The organism is Rhodonellum sp., from assembly GCF_030656585.1.
Lineage (GTDB): Bacteria > Bacteroidota > Bacteroidia > Cytophagales > Cyclobacteriaceae > Rhodonellum > Rhodonellum psychrophilum.
Genome location: NZ_JAUSPP010000072.1, coordinates 1 through 20,731, shown reverse-complemented (window position 1 = coordinate 20,731; position 20,731 = coordinate 1). Strand labels below are relative to the sequence as shown.

Below are 20,731 nucleotides of genomic sequence, written 5' to 3'. Positions count from 1 at the left end.
ACTTATTTGAAAACCAATAAAAAAATGAAAGCAGCACTGAAGGGTCAGTATTTATGGGTGATTTTTTTTCTGGGGATATTCCTTTTGAATTATCCCGTACTTTCCATTTACAACATCCCCGAGGTATGGTACGGAATACCGGTGCTTTACCTGCTTGTTTTTCTTATTTGGGCATTCCTGATTTTGGTTACTTTCCTGGTCTTGCACAAATCTGACAAGAAGAAAGATGCTTAGCAATGGGGTGATTATATCGTTTACCTTTGGGTATTTGGTCCTGCTTTTTGCCATCGCCTGGTTTTCCGAAAAATCCGAAAAAAGCGGGCGTCGGCTGTCCACCAATCCCTATGTATATTCCCTTTCTTTGGCAGTTTACTGTACCGCATGGACGTATTATGGCTCTGTGGGAAGAGCTGCTACCAATGGCTTGGAGTTTTTGACGATCTATATTGGCCCCAGTTTGATCGCTCCACTTTGGTGGATCGTGATGCGGAAAATCATCAGGATCTGTAAGGTCCAACAGCTTTCCTCCATCGCCGACTTCATCTCCAGCAGATATGGCAAAAATGTGACCCTTGGGGGTATTGTGACGATTTTCTCTTTATTGGGAATCTTGCCCTATACCGCACTTCAGATCAAGGCGGTGGCTTCTTCCTTTGATATTATGAGTGTTTCGGAGGTGGGTTATGAACTTTTGTCGGCACCCTTTTATAAGGATTCCGCTTTTTATTTGGCCCTCGGCTTGGCTTTGTTTACGGTTTTGTTTGGCACCAGGCATATCGAAGCCACGGCCAGACACGAGGGGATGGTGATGGCAATCGCCTTCGAATCCATTTTCAAGCTGCTGGCATTTTTGGTGGTAGGCGTGTTTGTAAGCTTTTTTGTCTTCGATGGTTTTGGGGATATTTTTGCACAGGCCTCCACAAAAGGACTCGAGGATCTCTTTGTCCTTCAGGGGGAAAACAATGCTTCGGAATGGTTCTGGATGAGTGTTCTTTCGATGATGGCCGTGCTTTTCCTTCCCCGGCAATTTCAGATGGGCGTCATCGAAAACAACAATGAAAAGCATTTGGACACGGCCATGTGGCTTTTTCCCCTTTACCTTTTGTTGATCAATATTTTTGTGTTGCCCATCGCCTTGGGGGGATTGGTTTATTTTCCGACTGGGACTGTCGATGCAGACACCTTTGTACTGGCACTTCCCATTGCGTTTGATCAGGAATGGATGGCCTTATTGGTTTATCTGGGAGGATTTTCGGCAGCTACGGGAATGATCATCGTTTCCACGATTGCCTTGAGTACGATGGTAAGCAACAACCTGGTTATGCCCTTGCTGCTGGTCAACGATGGATTCCAAAAAAGGTACCAGCACCGATTGGGAAGCATTCTGATTTGGACCAGAAGAGTCACCATTTTTGGGATCATTCTGTTGGCCTACATTTATTACAAGCAGATCGCAGGACAGTTTTCTTTGGTTTCCATTGGCTTGATATCCTTTGTGGCGATAGCCCAATTTACCCCGGCCATCATTGGTGGGATTTTCTGGAAGAAGGGTGCCCGATTGGGTGCGCTATCAGGGATCCTTGCCGGATTTGTGCTGTGGTTTTATACCTTGGTGGTACCAACGATGATTACTGCAGGTTACCTGTCGCCGAGCATCATGACCGATGGACTCTTCGGTTTGGGATTTCTGAAACCCTATTCCCTTTTGGGTTTGGACGAGATGAGTTATGTCACCCATGGGTTGTTTTACAGCCTTTCGGTAAACTTGATCTTGTACCTTGTCGTATCCTTATTTTCCCAGCAAAGTTCCAAAGAACACAATCAGGCTGTGATTTTTGTCGATATTTTCAAATACAGCAGCGCTTTGGACAGCTCGATAGTCTGGAAAGGGCAGGCATTTTTGCCAGACCTGAAGTCCTTGTTGGACAATTTTCTCGGGAATGAAAAAACAGAAATGGCACTCGATGAATACAGGCAAATCAGTGGAAAAACCTTGACCTCAGGCATCTACGCGGATCCGGAGCTGGTGAGTTACTCCGAAAGGCTGCTTTCAGGGATCATCGGGTCGGCTTCGGCCAGGATCATGGTGGCCTCCGTGGTCAAGGAGGAGGAGATCAGCATGGAAGAGGTAATCGGAATCCTCAGGGAAACCCAGGAACTGAAATCGCTGAACGAAAAGCTCAACCTGAAGACAAGGGAATTGAAAAAAGCATCAGATAAACTCCAGAAAATGAATGAAGCCTTGAGGATGAATGACATGCTGAAAGATGAGTTTATCTCCACCGTAACCCATGAGATGAAAACTCCGCTGACCTCGATCAGGGCATTTTCCGAGATCTTGTTGGATGAAGACATTGAGGATGCCGACAGAAAGCGATTTTTGGAAATTATTATCCAGGAAACGCAAAGAATGACCAGATTGATCGATCAGGTACTGGACCTGGAGCGCTTTGATTCGGGAAGACAGAAAATGAATTTTGAAAAGACAGACCCCAAAATCTGTATTTTGCAGTCCGCCGATAGCATGATGCAGGTTTTTAGGGAAAAAAATATCGACTTCAGTATCCATCTCAATTTTGAAACGCAGGAGTTGATGATCGATGAGGACAGGATCAAACAAGTGGTGCTGAACCTGCTGTCCAATGCAGCCAAATTTGCAGCAAGCAAAATAAGGCTCGTGGGATTTGAGAGCCCGATGGGCTTGATGGTTCAAGTTTGCGATGATGGAAAAGGGATAAAGGAGGAAGAACTGCCGTATATATTCGAAAAGTTTTACCAGGCCAATAACCAAACGAGCAAAAAACCGATCGGAAGTGGGTTGGGCTTGGCCATTTCCAAAAAAATCATAGAATACCATGGAGGGGAGCTATCGGTGAAAAGATTGGAGGGAATGACTTGCTTTGAATTTACCCTGCCTTTCCAAAGTGAGAAAATAAAGTTGAACCAGGAAAAAAACAATCATGATTAAAATCCTCATTGTCGACGATGAGCCCAATATTCTCCTTTCCTTGGAGTTTCTTTTCAAGAAAGAGGGTTACCATGTCTATATTGCCCGGGACGGAGAGGAAGCCCTGGACATCATTGCAGAAAATCTTCCTGAACTGATTATTTTGGACATCATGATGCCCAATGTGGATGGATACGAAGTGGCAAAGCATCTTCGAGAGAAACACAAAGGAATAAAAATAATCTTCCTGACTGCCAAAAGCAAACAGCAGGACATTCAAAAAGGCCTGGACTTGGGAGCCGATTTGTACCTGGTGAAGCCTTTCTCAACCAAGGAACTGGTCGCAAAAGTCAAAACATTACTGAATTAAATCAATTACGATAACCTAAAATATAAACATTATGAGTGATAGGATACATACCCTGAGTGGTTACTTTCATGAATATCAAAAATCAATCGCAGAGCCCGAAAAATTCTGGGCGAGGATTGGGGATTCTTTCCACTGGAAAAAGAACTGGGACAAGGTGCTCGAATGGGATTTTGAAGGCCCGGATGTAAAATGGTTTGTCAACGGAAAGCTCAATATTACCGAAAACATACTCGAAAGGCATCTTTTTACGATTGGGGACAGAGCCGCGATCATTTGGGAACCCAATGATCCAACCGAAGCGGGAAGAACAATCACCTACAAGGAGCTTTACCATGAAGTTTGCCGTTTTTCAAATGCCCTGAAAGCCAAGGGAATTGGCAAAGGGGACAAAGTGATCATTTACATGCCGATGGTGCCGGAAGCTGCCATTGCGATGTTGGCTTGTGCCAGGATCGGGGCAGTGCATTCGGTGGTATTTGCAGGTTTTAGTTCCAACGCCCTTTCAGATCGGATCATTGACTGCAAAGCAAAGGCGGTACTTACTTCCGATGGGAATTTCAGGGGAAACAAAACGATACCTGTAAAGGCAATCGTGGATGAAGCCTTGGAAAAAGCCAGTGTGGAAACGGTCATTGTTTACCAAAGAACAGCCCAAGAGGTCACCATGAAAGAAGGCCGCGATCATTGGTGGCATGAAGTGATCGAAGGACAGGAAGACACGAATAAGGCAGAGGAAATGGACAGTGAAGACATGCTCTTCATCCTTTACACTTCTGGCTCGACCGGAAAACCCAAAGGGGTGGTGCACACCACAGGTGGCTATATGGTCTATACCAAATATTCGTTTGAAAATGTGTTTCAATACTCACCCGGAGATGTCTTCTGGTGTACGGCAGACATTGGGTGGATCACCGGCCATTCCTATATCGTGTATGGCCCTTTATTGGCCGGCGCCACTTCCATCATGTTTGAGGGAGTGCCTACCTATCCCCATCCGGGAAGATTTTGGGAGGTAGTGGAAAAGTACAAAGTCAACCAATTTTATACTGCTCCCACTGCCATCAGGGCTTTGATGGCCTACGGAACTGATCCGATTCAGCCTTACGATTTGAGTTCATTGAAAGTCATCGGCTCTGTGGGAGAACCCATCAACGAAGAAGCATGGCATTGGTACCATACCCATATCGGAAAGACCAAATGCCCAATAGTGGATACTTGGTGGCAGACTGAAACAGGGGGGATTATGGTTTCGCCTTTGGCCGGGATCACTCCTACCAAACCCGCCTATGCCACATTGCCTCTGCCCGGTATCCAGCTGAGTATTGTGGATCCCGAAGGAAAGGAATTGACAGGCAATTCTGTGGAAGGCAATCTGTGTATCAAATTCCCTTGGCCAGGCATGGTCAGGACCATCTACGGGGACCATGAAAGGTGTAAGCAGACCTATTTTTCAACCTACAAGGGAATGTACTTTACAGGTGACGGGGTCAAGCGTGACCATGACGGTTACTACAGGATTTTGGGTCGTGTGGACGATGTCATGAATGTTTCCGGACATCGGTTGGGAACTGCCGAAGTGGAAAATGCGATCAACGAACATCCATTGGTGCTAGAATCCGCAGTGGTGGGTTATCCCCACGATATCAAGGGACAGGGGATTTATGCCTATGTCATTTGTGACATGAAAAACAGGACAGAGGAAAACCTGGTCAACGAAATCAAGGAAATGGTCACCAAAATCATTGGGGCGATTGCCAGACCGGACAAGATTCAGATTGTGAGCGGATTGCCCAAGACCCGCTCCGGAAAGATCATGAGAAGGATTCTCCGAAAAGTTGCCGAAGGAGATCTGGGAAGTTTGGGAGATACGTCTACCTTGATGGATCCAGAAGTGGTGACAGAAATCATGGAAGGTAGAAAATAAAGAGAAGCCGGAAGACAGAAGAAATAAATCTTCGGTCTTCCGGCATTTGGTCTACGGCAAGAAATGAATTTGGCTTACAAATGGGGTAATTTATTAACTTGGAAACAGACACCACTATTGGATGTCGGAGTTTAGCAGCATAAGCTAAACTGCCGCCTTCCGCCAGCCTCTTATCTCATTAACCCAAAATTATGTCCAACGTCATCGTCAATCGGGTAAAGGAATTTCTGAAACGATTTCCACCCTTCACATTTCTCAGTGAGGCTTCCCTACAACTTGTAGCGAAGGGTGTTGAGGTGCATTATTTTGCCAAAGGCGAATTTCTTTTTAAACAGGGAGATCCAGCTCAAAACTGCTTTTTTGTGCTCAAGGAAGGTTCAGTCCACCTCACCGAGACACAAGACGGACAGACCAAGGTAAGGGAAGTTTGTGACGAGGGGGATGTGTTTGGGGTATTGGCCCTGCTGGGCAAAAGGCCTTATATTCTGAATGCCGTAGCTGAGGAAGAAAGTTTGGTGTATGCGATTCCGGTTTCCATTTTTGAAATAATCCTGGAGGAAAACAGTCGGGTCAGTCTTTATTTCGCCGCCGGATTTGCTTCGGGACAAGTGGTGGTCCGGACAGATCTTTCCCAATCCCAGAAGGCAAGGGGGATTTTTATGGAAGCCTCCAAGGACACAGGCCTCCTGATTTTTACAGGACAGTCAGACTTGAATTTCTCCAAGGATGTCGTCACCTGTCAGCAAGGAATTACCATCATTGAGGCTGTCAAAAAGATGTCGACAATGGGTGTCGGATCGATTGTGGTGACAGATGCGCAAGAACACCCTATGGGGATCATCACGGACAAAGACCTTAGAAACAGGTTGATTGCCCAGAATATGCCTTACGAAACTCCCGTGGAGGAGATCATGACTTCTCCTGTGATGACCATGACCAGGGATGCAGGTTTTTCTGCCTTGTACCTGACCATGATCAAAAACAGGCTCCATCACTTGATTTTCACCGAAGATGGAACTGCACAAAGCAAGGTCATCGGGATCCTATCCGACCATGATATCCTGCTTTCCCAAGGAAACAGTCCGGCGGTTTTGATCAATGCCTTGATGAACACTTGGGATGTAAAGGAGATGGCCAAGGTCAGGGACAGCGCCGAGCGCCTGCTGCGGTATTATCTGGAAAACGAGTTGTCCATGGATTTTGTGGCCAGTATCATTTCGGAGATCAATGACATCATTATCAAAAGGGCTGTTCAGATGGCCAAGAAAAAGCACGATGCCGATTATCCAGAAGCATCGAAGGTGAAGTTCTGTTTCCTATCCTTGGGAAGTGAAGGGCGAGAGGAGCAATTGCTTCGCACCGACCTGGACAATGCCATGGTTTTTGCGGATGTTCCGGAGGCACAATTGAAGGAAGTGAAGGAGTACATGTTGCTGATTTCCCAGGAGGTGATCGAGATTTTGCTGATATGCGGTTTCCAATCCTGTCCCGGAGACATGATGGCCAACAATCCCAAATGGTGTCAGCCACTTTCTGAATGGAAAAAATATTTCAGTGAATGGATCTTGCAGCCCAATCAATTGGCGATCATGCATTCCACCATTTTTTTTGATTTCAGGCCGATTTATGGGCACAAGCCATTGGCGGAGGAGATGACCCAGCACATCTACAATGAAATCGCCGACAAAACCATTTTCCTGAATTTTCTGGCCAAGAACGCCTTGTTGAATCCTGCCCCCTTGGGTTTTTTCAGGAATTTCATCGTGGAAAAATCCGGGGAACATCGGGATAAATTTGACATAAAACTTCGGGCCATGATGCCTTTGGCCGACATCGCCAGGCTGCTTGTCCTCAGCCATCGTGTGGTCGGCATCAACAATACCTTCAAGCGTTTTGAAAAACTTTCGGAGTTGGAACCGAATTACAGGGAGTTGTTTTTGGAAGCGGGCAAAGCCTATGAAATCCTGATGCGGATGCGGGCGATTGAGGGACTTCAGTCCAACAATTCGGGGAGGTTTATCAGTCCGGAAGGCATGGGCAAGATTCAGCGTCAATTGCTGAAAAATGCTTTTGCACCCATCGATGAGCTGCAAAAAATCATTCGGGTGAGGTTTCAACTGGACTATTTTACGAACTGATATGGGCTGGCTGGATTTTTTCGGGAAAAAAGAAAGTGCCAAAGCGGGATTTGTCAAGGACTACGAAGCGCTTTTTGTCAAAGGGATCCCGAGGATGCGGCCCATTTCACAGTTGAATTTCATTGTGTTGGATACGGAAACTACGGGCCTCCAACCTAAAACCGATTATATCCTCTCCTTTGGGGCAGTGAAAGTCCGAGGCTATACAATCAGTGTACAATCTGCCTTGGAAATTTACTTAAACGCCCCTCTTCAAAATCGGGAATCCATGAAGGTGCACGAGATCATGCATTCACATGAAGCCTTTTCGCTTCAGGATTTTGCCAAGGATATGTTGGGCTTTATTGGAACGGACATTCTGGTGGGCCATCATATTGGCTTTGATATTGCCATGTTGGAAAAGGCATTGAAGCCATTTGGGCTCAAGAAGCTGCTCAATCCTCTGATCGACACCAAGGATTTGGCCGTGCGCCTGGAAATGGGGCCGAATTATGACACACGATATGGAAAACCGGGAGAGTTTTCCCTGGACGAACTTTGTGGCCGGTACCACATTTCTTTGGATGACAGACATACCGCAGCCGGGGATGCTTTTTTGACCGCCCAGTTACTATTGAAATTGCTGAAAATAGCCGAGCAGAAGGGAATCCAGGATTATGGAGCTTTGATGCGCTGACAGGAAAACGGCTTGATGGCTTTCTAGTATCTTGAAAAAAAGAGGTTAATCTCTCAAGCGCTTGAACCTTAATTGGTTGTTTATATCAGCCGTTTTTTTTGCAAAAAAAGACCCTATTGGTTTTTTGCTTATTTTGCGTCGAGCAGATCCCGTTTTATGAAAAACCCAAAATCCTTTCCCCTCCTCCTCTTTTTGATTTTCGGCGTCACCTCTTGCCAAACAGCGCCTTCCGAGAACAAAACAAAAGACAATGCCTTTATTGAAATCCTGGACGATGAAGCCTTGGCGCTGATCGATCCGGAGGCGGAGATCGAAGTAATCGGTTCGGGATTTGACTGGACAGAGGGTCCGCTTTGGCTTGAGGAGCAGCAGATCTTATTGTTTTCGGATATTCCGCCCAATACCCTCTACCAGATCGGAGAAGATGGGGAACCAAAAGTTTTCCTGAAACCATCGGGCTATACCGGTACCACTCCGCGTGGAGGCGAAGTGGGTTCCAATGGTTTGATCATGGATCCCGAAGGAGCCTTGGTCCTCTTCCAACATGGAGACAGAAGGGTTGCGAAAATGAGGGGATCCATTAACCAGCCAGTGCCGGAATTCACCACGCTGGCAGATAGCTATCAGGGGAAAAGGCTGAACAGCCCCAATGATGGTGTTTTTGATAGGGCTGGAAATCTGTATTTCACCGATCCGCCTTATGGCTTAGAGGGGAATGTAGACGACCCAGCAAGAGAATTGGATTTTCAGGGAGTCTATTGTTTGAAAACCAACGGAGAACTTGTTCTGATCGATTCTTTGAACAGTCGCCCAAATGGTATCGCTTTCAGTCCTGATGAGACCCGTTTATTGGTTGCCAATTCCGATCCCAAGCATGCGGTTTGGTACCAATATGATGTGGTTTCCCCAGGAGAATTGACCAATAAAAGGCTGTTTTTTGACTGCACAGACCTGGTGGGAAAGGAAGGGCAGAAAGGGCTTCCCGACGGCATGAAAATGCACCCTTCGGGAATCTTGTTCGCCAGCGGTCCCGGTGGAATCTGGGTTTTCAATCCCTCCGGCATACCCATCGCCAGAATCTTTACCGGTGAAGCCACCTCCAACTGTGCCTTTTCGGCAGATAAAAAAACGCTATTTATGACTGCGGATGGGTATGTGTTGCGGGTGGGCTTGAGGTAGTGGGGGGTGAATAAGTCGGGTATGCTTCAAAACAATTAGGGAGAATCTAAAAGGAATAACATTGGACTCAAACAAATGAGAGAATTTATTGATTTTTAGATGAAAGAATTGATTAAGCCCGAAACATGCATTAGGTTTTTTTGTTGAAACTACAGAAAAATCAGACTACTTGGACAATAAGGCGTAGTTCCGATGTGGTGAAGTCACGAAGAATAAATAATTGACGGATTAAAAATCAATTTCAGGCTGGAATGGATTTGGTAACATCTCACTCGGGTTAAATAAAAAAATGAGAAGTGTCAAATTCCTTTATACCTTCTTTTTTCTGGAATTACACTTCTAATACCACCAAAAGGATCTTCCACATCATTTTCGAATCTTGGGATTAAGTGGATATGAACATGTGGAATGGTCTGACCTGCAACTTCTCCAATGTTTAGACCTACATTAAAACTACTGGATCCGAACCTTGTTTGAATTAGTGGTTTAACAAAATTTAGCATGAAAATGCATGCTGACTGTTCCCGAAATGTTAGTGAAAAATAATCAACACAATGCCTTTTTGGTATTATCAATGTGTGCCCGTTGCTTACCGGGTATTTATCTAAAATAGCAAATGCTGTAGCAGATTCAGCAATCAATTCTGTTTCTGAATTTGGAAAGCAAAATGGGCAGTCAAGTGCTTCTTGACTTTTATTTTGGGTGAAATGTGAATACCGATAAACCTCACAACTTTCGTTTATATAAACGGAAGCATAGGGAAGTCTAACAGTGCATTGAAAAGTAGGCTTTTGATGAATTTTATGGGTTCTGAAACCTTCGTAAGTTAGATCTCTTCTAACAGCAAAATAGGCTGATCCGCCTGGTTTCAATAAATGGGAAACCTCCATCAAGACCAAAGCCTGTTCTTCTGGCATTAGTACATTCAAAACATAAAAACAAAGGATGGTATCGAATTTCTTTTTTGGATATTCCGGAAAATGAAATTTATCATAGCCCACAATACTGAATCCTTTGGATTGTAAGACTTCCACATCTTTTCCAAAGCCGCATCCAAAATCGAGGATATCTCCTTTTAGTAAGTTTTTATTCATTATCAACCGAGCTGGGAAAGAAATGGAATCTCTTTCTTTGGCGGTGAGGTGGGAGTAATTATTTACATTTTTGGATTCCATTCTTCAAAACCTCTAATGGTGATTAAATAATTACAACTTTCTTTAAGTCTTTCTAATGCTGGATATTGCCAATTGTCAAAAGGGATAGATCCTAAAAGGGACACTTTGACTTCCTTTTCGAATCTTTCTGGCTGATTTTCAAAAATTAATTCCCAATATTGAATTATCCGCTCTTTTCTTTTTTCGATTAAACTTAATGATGGAATTTTATCCCTCTTATTATTATTGGTTGAGGCACTTGAGGGTAGTAAATTCCATAAATCATTGTTTTTCCATATCGAAAAAGGAATAACATGATCTATGTGATAAGCATTAATATTTTGCATTGTCCAGACACATTGTACATGCCCCTCTTGTTCTAAAATTGATTTGTAGAGGATTTTTGATTTGGTTGCCTCCCTTTCTGTAACAGGGCTTCTTAAGACATCATTTAAGACAGTTTCAAATTTCAATCCATTGCTTGCTGCCTTTACGGAAAATTCAGCCCACTTAAACAACAAAGAATCTTGGCCAGAAATGAAGCTGCCAAGAATTTGGAATGCACTATAATATTCCAATGAGATAGAAAAAGTCCCAAATTTTTTCACTAAAAACTCTAAATCAATTCTTGCCGATTCTGTTTTTTTTCTATTGTTATTGTCCTGAAATACGGCGTAAAAACCATCATTAAAAGACCTTCCAATGTATTTCATTGGGTTCTTTCTGATAGTGTCTCCAATTTTGTTTACTAAAGAAAGAAATTCCAATTCCAATTCCTTTGGGATTCCTTTTAGTCTCAAATCATTATAAAAAGCCGAAAACCCTCCCAATTCAGAATATTTAATAATAAATATTCTGAATTGTTTTTCAAATGCAAGAATTGTTCTCCCATTAATTTGGGGAATAAAAATCTCTGATTCTAGTATAGGGTAGTAATACAATAGCCATTTTTCAATTAATAAACCCAGTGGGATATCCGCATTTTTTTGGCCTAAATTAATAAAAGGTGAATTATCTTGAATAATATCGATTGTACCCCTTAATAGTGCAAATTTATATGTTGAAACCTTGCTATCTCGCTCTATCATCTTGCTGATATTCGAAAAAATTTCATTTCTCATTTTTTATAAAAAAGGTTTCGTACAATAGTTTTTACTAATCTTTTAATTTAGGACATATTTTGATAATATGAAAGCTCAATACCTCTAGACATCTTATTCGAAGGTTTAATCCCCTCATTCTCCTCACTTCACCTCCTTCAACCTCACGTCCATCTGCCCAGTAGACCGGAGATAGAGTCGGATGTCGTCCGCGGTGTTGTAGATGCCCTCGACTTCCAGGTCTGGGTTTTTGACGCGGAAGGTGGCAAAGTCGGTTTCGAAATAACCTTGCTTTTGCATTTCCCTGCGTGCATCCCTGAGGTAAGCACCAATGGGGTAAACGGCCATTTTGGTGATCTGGGCTATGACTTGGCCCTGTTTCATCCAAGACCCACTTCTTGCCAGCAGGTTTTTGGTGTTGACATCAAAGTCCACCTGCTCCAATTGGATCGATTCGGTGGCGGGGTTGAACACAGGCTTTGCTACAAAGTATAGCTCTCCCTTGATTTCTTTCTTTCCCTTGCGCAGCGCCCTGAAATCCATCTTCAGCAGGATCCGATCGCCAAAACTCTGGGTACTCAGGTTGGAGGGAATCAGCTGGGTACTGTTGTCCATTTTCAGGGATTGTCCGGAAAGGGATTCATTCAGGTATTGGTCGAGATCCTTGTACCGGATGGTCAAGGGAAGGATGATGTCGATTTTGTTTTCCGTTTTGTCGTTGAAATAGATGTTGGGTAGGGCCGATGGCGTGAATTTTGGCTCCGATCCCACTTGAGAAAAAACCTCTCCCTCCATTCCCAGATAGAGTTTGAGTTTTTGGTCCGAGGTGACTTCTTCACTGATTTTCAATTTGGAAGGATTGGTGAAAAAATAAGTCAGCACGCCTTCCTGCTCCACCGGGTAGGGCTTGCCATAGGTATCCCAAGCGGCTTGCGCCACGCTCCTGAAATTCAGTCCTGCCAGATTTGAAGCAGTGAGTTGTTGGCTCAATACAGCCTGCAATTGCTCCCGGATGATCGGGTCCAAGTCGATCTCGAAGCCCATCAGGTTGTATTTTAGTGATTTCCCCCAATTCTCAATTTGCACATTCTTGATGGCAAGTTCCCAGTTGCGGCCGATTTCCGGTTTGAAACTGATCTCGGGCTGCAGCAATTCGTCAAAGGGAATGGAAGTGGACAGCATTTGGCCGAAGACCTTTTTTTCAATTTTCAAATCCCCTTTGAGTTTCATGGGGATTTTTACTTTCAGGCTGTTGTTGGCGATGCCCAAGAGGGTGATTTTTCCGGTTCTGGTGACATCGATGTCCGTGAAGATCCCACTGCCCAAAGGCATTGCCTTTCCGGAAAAGAGTTTGTTGCTCCAGTCTTTGTTCAGGTTGGCCTCGATGTAAGAAAGGGGGATTTCGATGGGGATATTGACGCTTGAGGTGGCAATGGGCAAGAGGATGGGGGCGCCCTTGTATTTTGGTTTTTCGGGATTGATGCTTTTACAAGAAACAAAGAGTAACAGGAACAAGCCCAAAAGGTAGGAGAATCTCATTTATTTTTTCTTAAAGTAATTTCAAATCAATTTGCACCCAAATCGTGCCAAAAGCATTTTTTCGGGATTTTGTAAGAAGGCAATCGGGCAAAGGAACTATTTTTACGGCAAACAAAGTTAAGACAGGTATTGCATTAAGAAAAATTAAGAAATGGATTGGAATAAATTAGAGGATATAACCCAACTACAAGAGATCAAAGCACAAAGCAAGGACAAGCCTGTCCTGATCTTCAAGCATTCCACGCGCTGTTCCATCAGCAGCATGGCTTGGGACAGAATGAAAAGAAACTGGAAGCCGGAAGATTCCGAAAAAGCCACTCCTTATTATCTGGATTTGATCAGCTTTAGGGAGGTTTCCAATGAGGTAGCCAAAGCTTTTGATGTTTACCATGAATCTCCACAGGTCATTCTGATCAAGGAAGGTGTGGCCGTATATGACAACAGCCACATGGGGATCAATTATGCCGACATTATCGGTCGCTTGTAAAATGAGCGCGCCGGGCATGGATTAGAGGCATGCAAAAAACACTCGTGTGTCCTTTGGAATCAATGGTGCTGCTCTGATTCAGAAACAAGGTTCATGTACATTGACTGGTTTTAATTTTCCATCAAAAGGAAGGGTTTTCTTCCTTTTGATGGAATTTCTTTTTTCTGCGATAGGGCATTTCACTTGACTTATTTTTTTATGCAGTTTTTGTACCCGTTTTATGTATTACGAACTCCATTTAATATTTTAATTTACTGATAATCAATTAGGTGTTTACTGTTTTTGACTAAACCCTATTGGAGTCAGGAATTATTCTCCCAATAGTCTGATTTTCTTTCAGTTTCAATCCCATTTGGAAACCTATTGCATATTTCGGGTTGAAGGCCAAATAATTCATGCTTATTGAGTTTATAGGTATTTAAAACCTTTTAAAAGGGTTTAAATCCATTCAAAATTTTCGACGCCACTCACTTAAACTTTTTGGGGAGGCATGTGTCTAAGAAACTGATATAACTTTACACATGATGAAAATTTCTACTTTAAAATTATTTTTCACGCTTTTTTTGATTGGCATGTCCCTGGAAGGCTATTCACAGCGACCCGAAAACCGCGGACAGGTCCAAAAAATAAAAGGACAAGTCATCGAAGGCCTGAGTAAAGACACGATGATCGGGGCAAATGTCCTGATCAAAACCGTGACGGATTCCTTGCTTACTTCCACAGTGACCGGAGTAGATGGTACATTTGAAATAGACCGTCCCAGGATCCCGACAGTAGTGGTGGAAATTTCATTTTTGGGATACAAGAAAATCACGAGAACCCTCAGCAGAGGAGATGCGCTCGATTTGGGCATCTTGGTATTGGTCGAAGACAGCAAGCTTCTGGGAGAGGTCGTCATCGAAGGCCAGGTTCCAGTCGGTGAAATGAAAGGAGATACGACGTCCTTCAATGCCAATGCATTCAAAACCCAAGAAAATGCACAAGCGGAGGATTTGGTAAGAAAATTACCTGGAATCACTTTTCAGGGAGGTCAAATCCAGGCCCAAGGCGAGCAAGTTCAGAAGATCTTGGTCGATGGCCGGGAGTTTTTTGGAAGTGATCCGAGCATCGCGCTCAGAAATTTACCAGCAGATGCCATCGACAGGATCGAAATCTTGGATCAGCGATCGGACCAAAGCAGGTTGACGGGATTTGATGATGGAAATTATTCCAAAACCATCAACATCATTCTTCGGGAAGACCGGAAAAATGGTCAGTTTGGACGGGTTTATGGCGGTTATGGCACTGACGACCGCTACTCTGCGGGAGGAAGTCTAAACTTTTTCAAAGGGGACCGAAGGGTTTCGGTACTTGGTCTGCTCAACAACATCAACCAGCAAAACTTTTCCAGTCAGGATCTAGCCGGAGTCAGTGCCAATGCTACCGGAGGAGGGGGGGGTGGCCGACCTGGAGGTGGCGGCCGACCAGGTGGAGGAAACAACAATTTCTTTGTCGGCAATGACATCGGGATTCTTTCCACTGGCGCATTGGGATTGAATTACAGCGACAAATGGGGTAAAAAAGTAAATTTCTCAGGGAGTTATTTCTTCAACAATACCTCCAACAATTTGCGTCAAATCACCAACCGAGAAACCGTCGTCAATCAGAATCTGAGACAGTATTATCAGGAAAATCTGATCAATACCGTGGAAAATTACAACCATCGGGTAAGCGGGAGAATGGAGGCAGACATCAATGAAAAGAATGCTATCATCGTCACACCGAGCATTTCCTTTCAAACGAACAAAACATTTGGTGACAGGGATGCATTGACCTTGGGAAATGCCAACGATTCCCTGAGTGCGCTTCGTTCCGTCACCAATGCGGAAACCAAGTCCTACAATATCTCCAACAACATTACCTACCGTTACAAATTCGATAAGGTGGGAAGGACATTTTCCACGGATGTATTCACGGCGATAAACAAGCGGGACCAATTTTCGGATCTCTTGGCAGCAAGCAGGGACTATATCAGAACCAGTTTGGATACCACTTTACAGGAAACCACCGCACTTTCCGATGGATTCAATTATCGGGTAAACCTCACCTTCACCGAACCTTTGGGAGAAAAATCCATTGGTACCTTCGGTTACCAAGTCGGAAACAACAAGACCTCTGCCGACCAAAAAACATTCGTCGTCGCGGAAGAGCAAGGCATTTACGTGTTGGATACCGCCCTCAGCAATGAGTTTGACAACAAATTTATCACCCAAAGATTGCGGTCAGGATATGCCTACAACAATGCAGGCTGGAATGTCAACTTGAACCTTGACTACCAAAATGCCCGATTGGACAACAACAGTATTTTCCCTACTGTGGGAGTTTTCAAGAGGGACTTCAACAATATCCTGCCAAGTGCCAATATCAGTTACAGAAACCGTGAATCAGGCTTGAGTTACCGACTTCGCTACCGAACAGGGACAGATGAGCCGAGCGTTGCGGAGTTGCAGAATGTGGTCAACAACCAAAACCCTTTGAATCTCCGAGTTGGAAATCCTTCCTTGGGACAAAGCTTTAACCACAACATCTTTGCAAATGTCAGCAAGGTCAATCTGGAAAAATCACGGACACTCTTCATGTTTGTCAATTATTCATCCACGAGTAATTTTATCGGGAACAGTACTTTCATCACTGCCCAGGACACCTTGATCAATGGGGAAATCCTCCTTCGTCCAGGTGGACAGATTTCGCAGCCGGTCAATCTGGACGGGAATTTCAGAACTCGATTCTTCCTGACCTATGGTGCACCCATCAAGGGAATCAAAACCCAGTTCAATTCCAATACGCGTCTTGGATTCAACCGTACGCCGGGAATCATCAACGGGGAGAAAAATCTGAATGACAACATTGATCTGAGCCAAGGGGTAACCTTTACGAGCAACATCAGCAAGAATGTTGACTTTACCCTGAGTACCACCGGGACTTACACGATTGTAAACAGCAGTCTTCAGCAGAACCTGGACAACAATTATTTCATCCAGGAATCCAACCTCCGCCTCTATTTTTCCCCAAACAACGGGAAATTGTTCATGGGCAACACTGTGAACAATATTTTATACCGAGGGCTATCGGAAGGATTTGACCAGTCGGTTTGGCTGTGGAACATTGAGGGCGGTTTTCGCTTCGCCAAAAACAACAAGGCCGAGTTGAAGCTGGTTATCTTTGATTTGCTCAATCAAAACAACAGCATCACCAGAACCATTTCCGATGTGGCAGTGACGGATGTCTTCACCAACGTTTTGACCCGATACAGCATGTTGACCTTCACTTATATTCTTGGCAACTTCAAGCAGCCTGAACCCTCTTCCGAGCAGCCTTGGCAGCGAGGAGGAGGAAGATCTTGGTAAAAAATGAGTATTTGACAAAAGAGGCTGGGATTGATTCCGGCCTGTTTTGTTTTTGGATACTTTGATGAAAGGCGGATTTACCTAAAAATACAACTGATCCCACTCCAGAGATCAGTGATTTTGGCATCTTTTCCCGTGCCGGAAAAAACCCCATACAATCCCGATTCGGTGGAAAACTCCTGGCCCAGACTGGATTCAAAGACTTCGATGACAGTCACATCTTCCATTTCTGCCCTTGTGGATCCTATGCCAATACCTGCCATTGTCGTCAAGGTTGCCTTTGAATTCGCAACCTCTCCCAAATACCATCCTTCAAAAACCCATTCATTTTTTGTCTTGTCCTCTTGGAATACCAAGGTCAAACCATTGCTCCAGGTAGCCATTGTCAAAGGACCGGCACCGCATTCTCCATTCAGCCCCACATTGGATACTTCCAGTTCCAAAACCTGATCCATCAATGCCACCATCTGGTCCAATGGCATTCCGAAGGAAATTTCCCTAGTCGATCCTGTCAAGGGAGTGACCAATTGCAGAGCATTGGACGTCAAAGCCAATATGGGTTTTTCATTGGCTGGCTTTAAAGCCGAATCTGGCAAAATATTAAGCTTTTCTGAGGAGTTCAGGGTGTCTTTGGAGGTTTTGTCAAGATCAGAATTATCGGATCTCTCGTCCTTGCGCTGGCAGCCTATGAGTAGGATAAACAGGAAAAAAAGAAGGGTGAAAGATTTCATAAGGGCATTTTTAGAGCTTTAATGTAGCCATTTTAAAGCACAAAAGTATGCATTGTCAATTCTATTCCGGCCTGAAATTGCTTAATAATCAGTCGGTTGTTTACTGTTTTTGACTTCGCCATATTGGACGATACCTTATTGTCCAAACAGTCTGATTTTTTGTAGTTTCAACCTCTATTGCGAAACCTAATGCACATTTTGGGCTTAAAAGGAAAATAACAGCAGTTCGTTTAAAATCATTGCCTTCCTTCTTTTCCTAGGTAAACCCAAATTTACCAAAACAACCTTTCTATATCTTGATAGGGCTTGATTTGAGTCATTTTGACACAAAAAAAGGAGTCTCCATATCTGAAGACTCCTTTTTTTGTGGTGTTGCTTGATTTTAGCTTTTTGGAAGTACGACTGTGTCCACTACGTGAATCACACCGTTTGACTGAAACACATCTGCAATCGTCACTTTGGATTTTCCACCATTTTCGTCAGAGATGTAAAGGTCTTTTCCTTCCATCCAAGCCGTCAATGTTCCACCACTGACAGTTGTCAATTTGGCTTTACCGTTACCCTTCTTGATGGCGGCAGCGATTTCTTTGGAACCCATTTTTCCGGCCACTACATGGTAGGTCAAAATGTTGGTCAAGGTTGCTTTGTTTTCTGGTTTTACCAAAGACTCTACAGTTCCAGCTGGTAATTTTGCGAAAGCTGCATTGGTAGGGGCAAATACCGTGAAAGGACCTGCGGTTTGAAGCGTTTCCACCAAGCCAGCAGCGGTCACCGCAGCAACCAATGTCGTGTGGTCAGCAGATTTCACTGCATTTTCCACAATATTTTTGGAGGGATACATTGGGGCGCCGCCCACTTCTACCGTCTTCTCCATTTGAGCAAAAGCTACTTGAGCACTTAGAAAAAACATGGCCAAGAATGCTGCTTGAAATAATTTGATAGTTTTCATGATTTTTAGTTTTTTTGTTTATTTGGGGAGAATTACGGAAGTGAGGAGAGGATTGGATCTTATGGACATAAAAAAAACATGACTTCATCCAAACGAGTCACATTGTCAACGATTTATAATCAAATATATCCCCCAATCAAAAACAGCATTGGGATTGCCCCTGATCTCAACCATACAATTGATTGCGAGGAAGGCGCTCTTGAATTCAAGTGGATCTTGAGAAGTATCAAAAGTTTGTGGATAGGAGGGGAAATACTTCCCGGATGTTGCCAAAAGCGCAATGGAAGTTATTTCGGAAGAATCTGGTTTGACCCGTTGGCAATTGAATAGGTGAGTCCCTACTTGAATAAAGACGGGATTGCATGTATTAGATTTAAGTAAACACCTAATTTTTGATTCAACTCAGTTTTTCCAGCAGATTCTTTTAGATTTGTACTCAAGAATAAAATCAAAAACCGCATGCATCAGGATAAGGTTGCCGAAATCAAGAATGCCATCGCCCAAGCCACGGCCAGCTCCCCCGAAGAGTTGGAGGCTTATAGAATGGAATATATCAGCAAGAAAAGTGTTGTTGGGGAGCTTTTTGCCGAGATGAAGAATATTCCCAACGAGGAAAAGAAAGTCTTCGGGCAGGTGATCAATGAATTGAAGCAACTTGCAGAGGAAAAATTCCAGGAGTTGATAGAAAGGGTCAATACGGACAAAAAGCAATCCAATGCATTTGACATTGATCTCACGCTGCCTCCGAGCAATGTTGGGGCCGGGGGAATACATCCTTTGACGGCTACACGTCAGCGGATTATTGAGATTTTTGAGCGCATCGGATTCAATCTTTCCGAAGGACCTGAAATCGAGGACGATTGGCACAATTTCACGGCTTTGAATTTCCCCATCAACCACCCCGCTAGGGAGATGCAGGACACTTTTTTTATAGAAAAAGATCCTGACATTGCCCTCAGGACGCATACTTCATCGGTGCAGGTGCGCGTGATGGAAAACCAAAAGCCACCCATCAGAACCCTTTCTCCAGGTCGCGTGTACAGAAATGAGGCGATTTCTGCTCGTGCGCATTGTATCTTCCACCAAGTGGAAGGGCTTTATGTGGATGAAAACGTGGGTTTTGCGGATTTGAAAAACACCTTGTACCATTTTGCTAAGGAGATGTTTGGCAAAGAAACAAAAGTGAGGTTCAGACCTTCCTTTTTCCCATTTACAGAACCCAGTGCAGAGATAGACATCAGCTGCCAGCTTTGCGGTGGCAAGGGCTGTAATATCTGCAAAGGAAGTGGTTGGGTGGAAATCGGTGGCTCTGGAATGGTTGATCCCAATGTGTTGGATAATTGCGGTATTGACTCCAAAAAATACACAGGCTTTGCCTTTGGAATGGGGATCGAGCGGATTGCGATGCTGAAATATCAGATCAAGGACTTGAGGTTATTTACTGAAAATGATGTCAGATTTTTAAAGCAATTCAAGCCGATGCTTTAAAGTGCGCTTGGTAAAGTGAAAAAAAAAGACCGTTGGTCAGTTTTGGTTTTATCCTCGCTGATCAACGGTCTTTTTTATGGGGCGATTTTATTTTTGTTATTTCTGAAGGACATTGCACCTGTCGTATGCAGCATCGATGTCAATAAAAACATCCTCTTTGGCGATCAAAAACCAGCTGTTCAACAGCTCTTCTTCTTTTTTCCTTTTGGTGGCCATTTTAAGCTTTTCGTAATCGTCATTTAGGTTTGCCCTGTGTGCAGGAAATCTCTCTTTGTAATAGAGGATCCTTACTTTCGTTCCTTCCCTTTCGTCTTCGAAACGCATGGGTTTGGTGATGGTCCCTATTTTCATACTATCCAAGGTGAAATAAAGTACAGGGTCCTCGAGGGTTCTCAAGGTCAATCGGTTGGATCCAGATCCTGGATCAGCGAAGTAACCGCCATTGTCCGAAGTATTTCTGTCATCGGAATATTCCTTTGCGGCTTTTGCAAATTCGAGCTTTTCATCTAAAATCGTAGCGCGTAAACTGTCAAGATAATTCTCAGCTTTTAGGATATCGGATTCTGAAGGTTGTGGTCTGATCAGGATATGCCTGGTGTTAAAAGTGTTTCCCCTTCTTTCCAATAATTGAATCATGTGAAATCCAAAGGTTGTTTCCACAGG

Annotated in this window: 16 protein-coding genes; 10 read left to right on the top strand and 6 right to left on the bottom strand. The window is 43.9% G+C overall.

Annotation, left to right across the window (positions count from 1 at the left end; all coding sequences use genetic code 11):
- Positions 1 to 24: 24 nt before the first annotated feature.
- From Q7J63_RS17840 to Q7J63_RS17810, 7 genes are all read left to right on the top strand, one after another.
- Positions 25 to 234, top strand: a complete 210-nt coding sequence (locus Q7J63_RS17840) for a hypothetical protein (RefSeq protein ID WP_019596578.1) — start codon at positions 25 to 27, stop codon at positions 232 to 234.
- Positions 227 to 2,968 (top strand): sensor histidine kinase, encoded by a 2,742-nt coding sequence (locus Q7J63_RS17835; protein WP_304888114.1) that lies wholly within the window; start codon positions 227 to 229, stop codon positions 2,966 to 2,968. The genes Q7J63_RS17840 and Q7J63_RS17835 overlap by 8 nt, the downstream gene beginning before the upstream one ends.
- On the top strand, positions 2,961 to 3,317 hold the full coding sequence (locus Q7J63_RS17830; protein WP_304888112.1) for a response regulator transcription factor: 357 nt from the start codon (positions 2,961 to 2,963) through the stop codon (positions 3,315 to 3,317). Before Q7J63_RS17835 ends, Q7J63_RS17830 begins: the two co-directional genes overlap by 8 nt.
- Before the next feature lie 31 nt (positions 3,318 to 3,348).
- Positions 3,349 to 5,241 (top strand): acetate--CoA ligase, encoded by a 1,893-nt coding sequence (acs, locus tag Q7J63_RS17825; RefSeq protein ID WP_304888111.1) that lies wholly within the window; start codon positions 3,349 to 3,351, stop codon positions 5,239 to 5,241.
- 191 nt (positions 5,242 to 5,432) lie between these two features.
- Positions 5,433 to 7,379, top strand: a complete 1,947-nt coding sequence (locus Q7J63_RS17820) for a DUF294 nucleotidyltransferase-like domain-containing protein (RefSeq protein ID WP_304888110.1) — start codon at positions 5,433 to 5,435, stop codon at positions 7,377 to 7,379.
- Position 7,380: 1 nt separating this feature from the next.
- A complete protein-coding gene (locus Q7J63_RS17815; RefSeq protein ID WP_019596583.1) occupies positions 7,381 to 8,055 on the top strand; it encodes a 3'-5' exonuclease in 675 nt (224 codons plus the stop codon).
- Between the two features lie 156 nt (positions 8,056 to 8,211).
- Positions 8,212 to 9,234: an SMP-30/gluconolactonase/LRE family protein gene (locus tag Q7J63_RS17810; RefSeq protein ID WP_304888109.1), complete on the top strand. Its 1,023-nt coding sequence runs from the start codon at positions 8,212 to 8,214 to the stop codon at positions 9,232 to 9,234.
- 299 nt (positions 9,235 to 9,533) lie between these two features.
- On the opposite strand, the gene Q7J63_RS17805 is transcribed toward Q7J63_RS17810, so the two are convergent.
- The 3 genes from Q7J63_RS17805 to Q7J63_RS17795 all read right to left on the bottom strand — a co-directional run bounded on the left by Q7J63_RS17805 (position 9,534) and on the right by Q7J63_RS17795 (position 13,027).
- The gene (locus tag Q7J63_RS17805; protein WP_304888107.1) at positions 9,534 to 10,328 is read right to left on the bottom strand and encodes an HIT domain-containing protein; all 795 of its coding nucleotides are present in this window, start codon (positions 10,326 to 10,328) and stop codon (positions 9,534 to 9,536) included.
- Between the two features lie 62 nt (positions 10,329 to 10,390).
- On the bottom strand, positions 10,391 to 11,476 hold the full coding sequence (locus Q7J63_RS17800) for an HNH endonuclease domain-containing protein (RefSeq protein ID WP_304888105.1): 1,086 nt from the start codon (positions 11,474 to 11,476) through the stop codon (positions 10,391 to 10,393).
- A 156-nt stretch (positions 11,477 to 11,632) separates the two neighbouring features.
- On the bottom strand, positions 11,633 to 13,027 hold the full coding sequence (locus Q7J63_RS17795) for a DUF4403 family protein (RefSeq protein ID WP_304888103.1): 1,395 nt from the start codon (positions 13,025 to 13,027) through the stop codon (positions 11,633 to 11,635).
- Between the two features lie 151 nt (positions 13,028 to 13,178).
- Here Q7J63_RS17795 and ytxJ point away from each other — a divergent pair, with 151 nt between their 5' ends.
- The gene (ytxJ, locus tag Q7J63_RS17790; RefSeq protein WP_019596587.1) at positions 13,179 to 13,514 is read left to right on the top strand and encodes a bacillithiol system redox-active protein YtxJ; all 336 of its coding nucleotides are present in this window, start codon (positions 13,179 to 13,181) and stop codon (positions 13,512 to 13,514) included.
- Between the two features lie 524 nt (positions 13,515 to 14,038).
- Positions 14,039 to 16,900: an outer membrane beta-barrel protein gene (locus tag Q7J63_RS17785; RefSeq protein ID WP_304888188.1), complete on the top strand. Its 2,862-nt coding sequence runs from the start codon at positions 14,039 to 14,041 to the stop codon at positions 16,898 to 16,900.
- 77 nt (positions 16,901 to 16,977) lie between these two features.
- On the opposite strand, the gene Q7J63_RS17780 is transcribed toward Q7J63_RS17785, so the two are convergent.
- On the bottom strand, positions 16,978 to 17,631 hold the full coding sequence (locus Q7J63_RS17780; protein ID WP_304888101.1) for a hypothetical protein: 654 nt from the start codon (positions 17,629 to 17,631) through the stop codon (positions 16,978 to 16,980).
- Between the two features lie 382 nt (positions 17,632 to 18,013).
- Positions 18,014 to 18,580, bottom strand: coding sequence for a fasciclin domain-containing protein (locus Q7J63_RS17775; RefSeq protein WP_019596591.1), 567 nt, complete (start codon positions 18,578 to 18,580; stop codon positions 18,014 to 18,016).
- A 459-nt stretch (positions 18,581 to 19,039) separates the two neighbouring features.
- Between Q7J63_RS17775 and pheS the strand changes: the two genes are divergently transcribed.
- Positions 19,040 to 20,068 (top strand): phenylalanine--tRNA ligase subunit alpha, encoded by a 1,029-nt coding sequence (gene pheS / locus Q7J63_RS17770; protein WP_019596593.1) that lies wholly within the window; start codon positions 19,040 to 19,042, stop codon positions 20,066 to 20,068.
- A gap of 96 nt (positions 20,069 to 20,164) precedes the next feature.
- On the opposite strand, the gene Q7J63_RS17765 is transcribed toward pheS, so the two are convergent.
- Positions 20,165 to 20,731 (bottom strand): peptidylprolyl isomerase (locus Q7J63_RS17765; protein ID WP_304888098.1); only part of this gene is annotated, 567 nt, incomplete at its 5' end.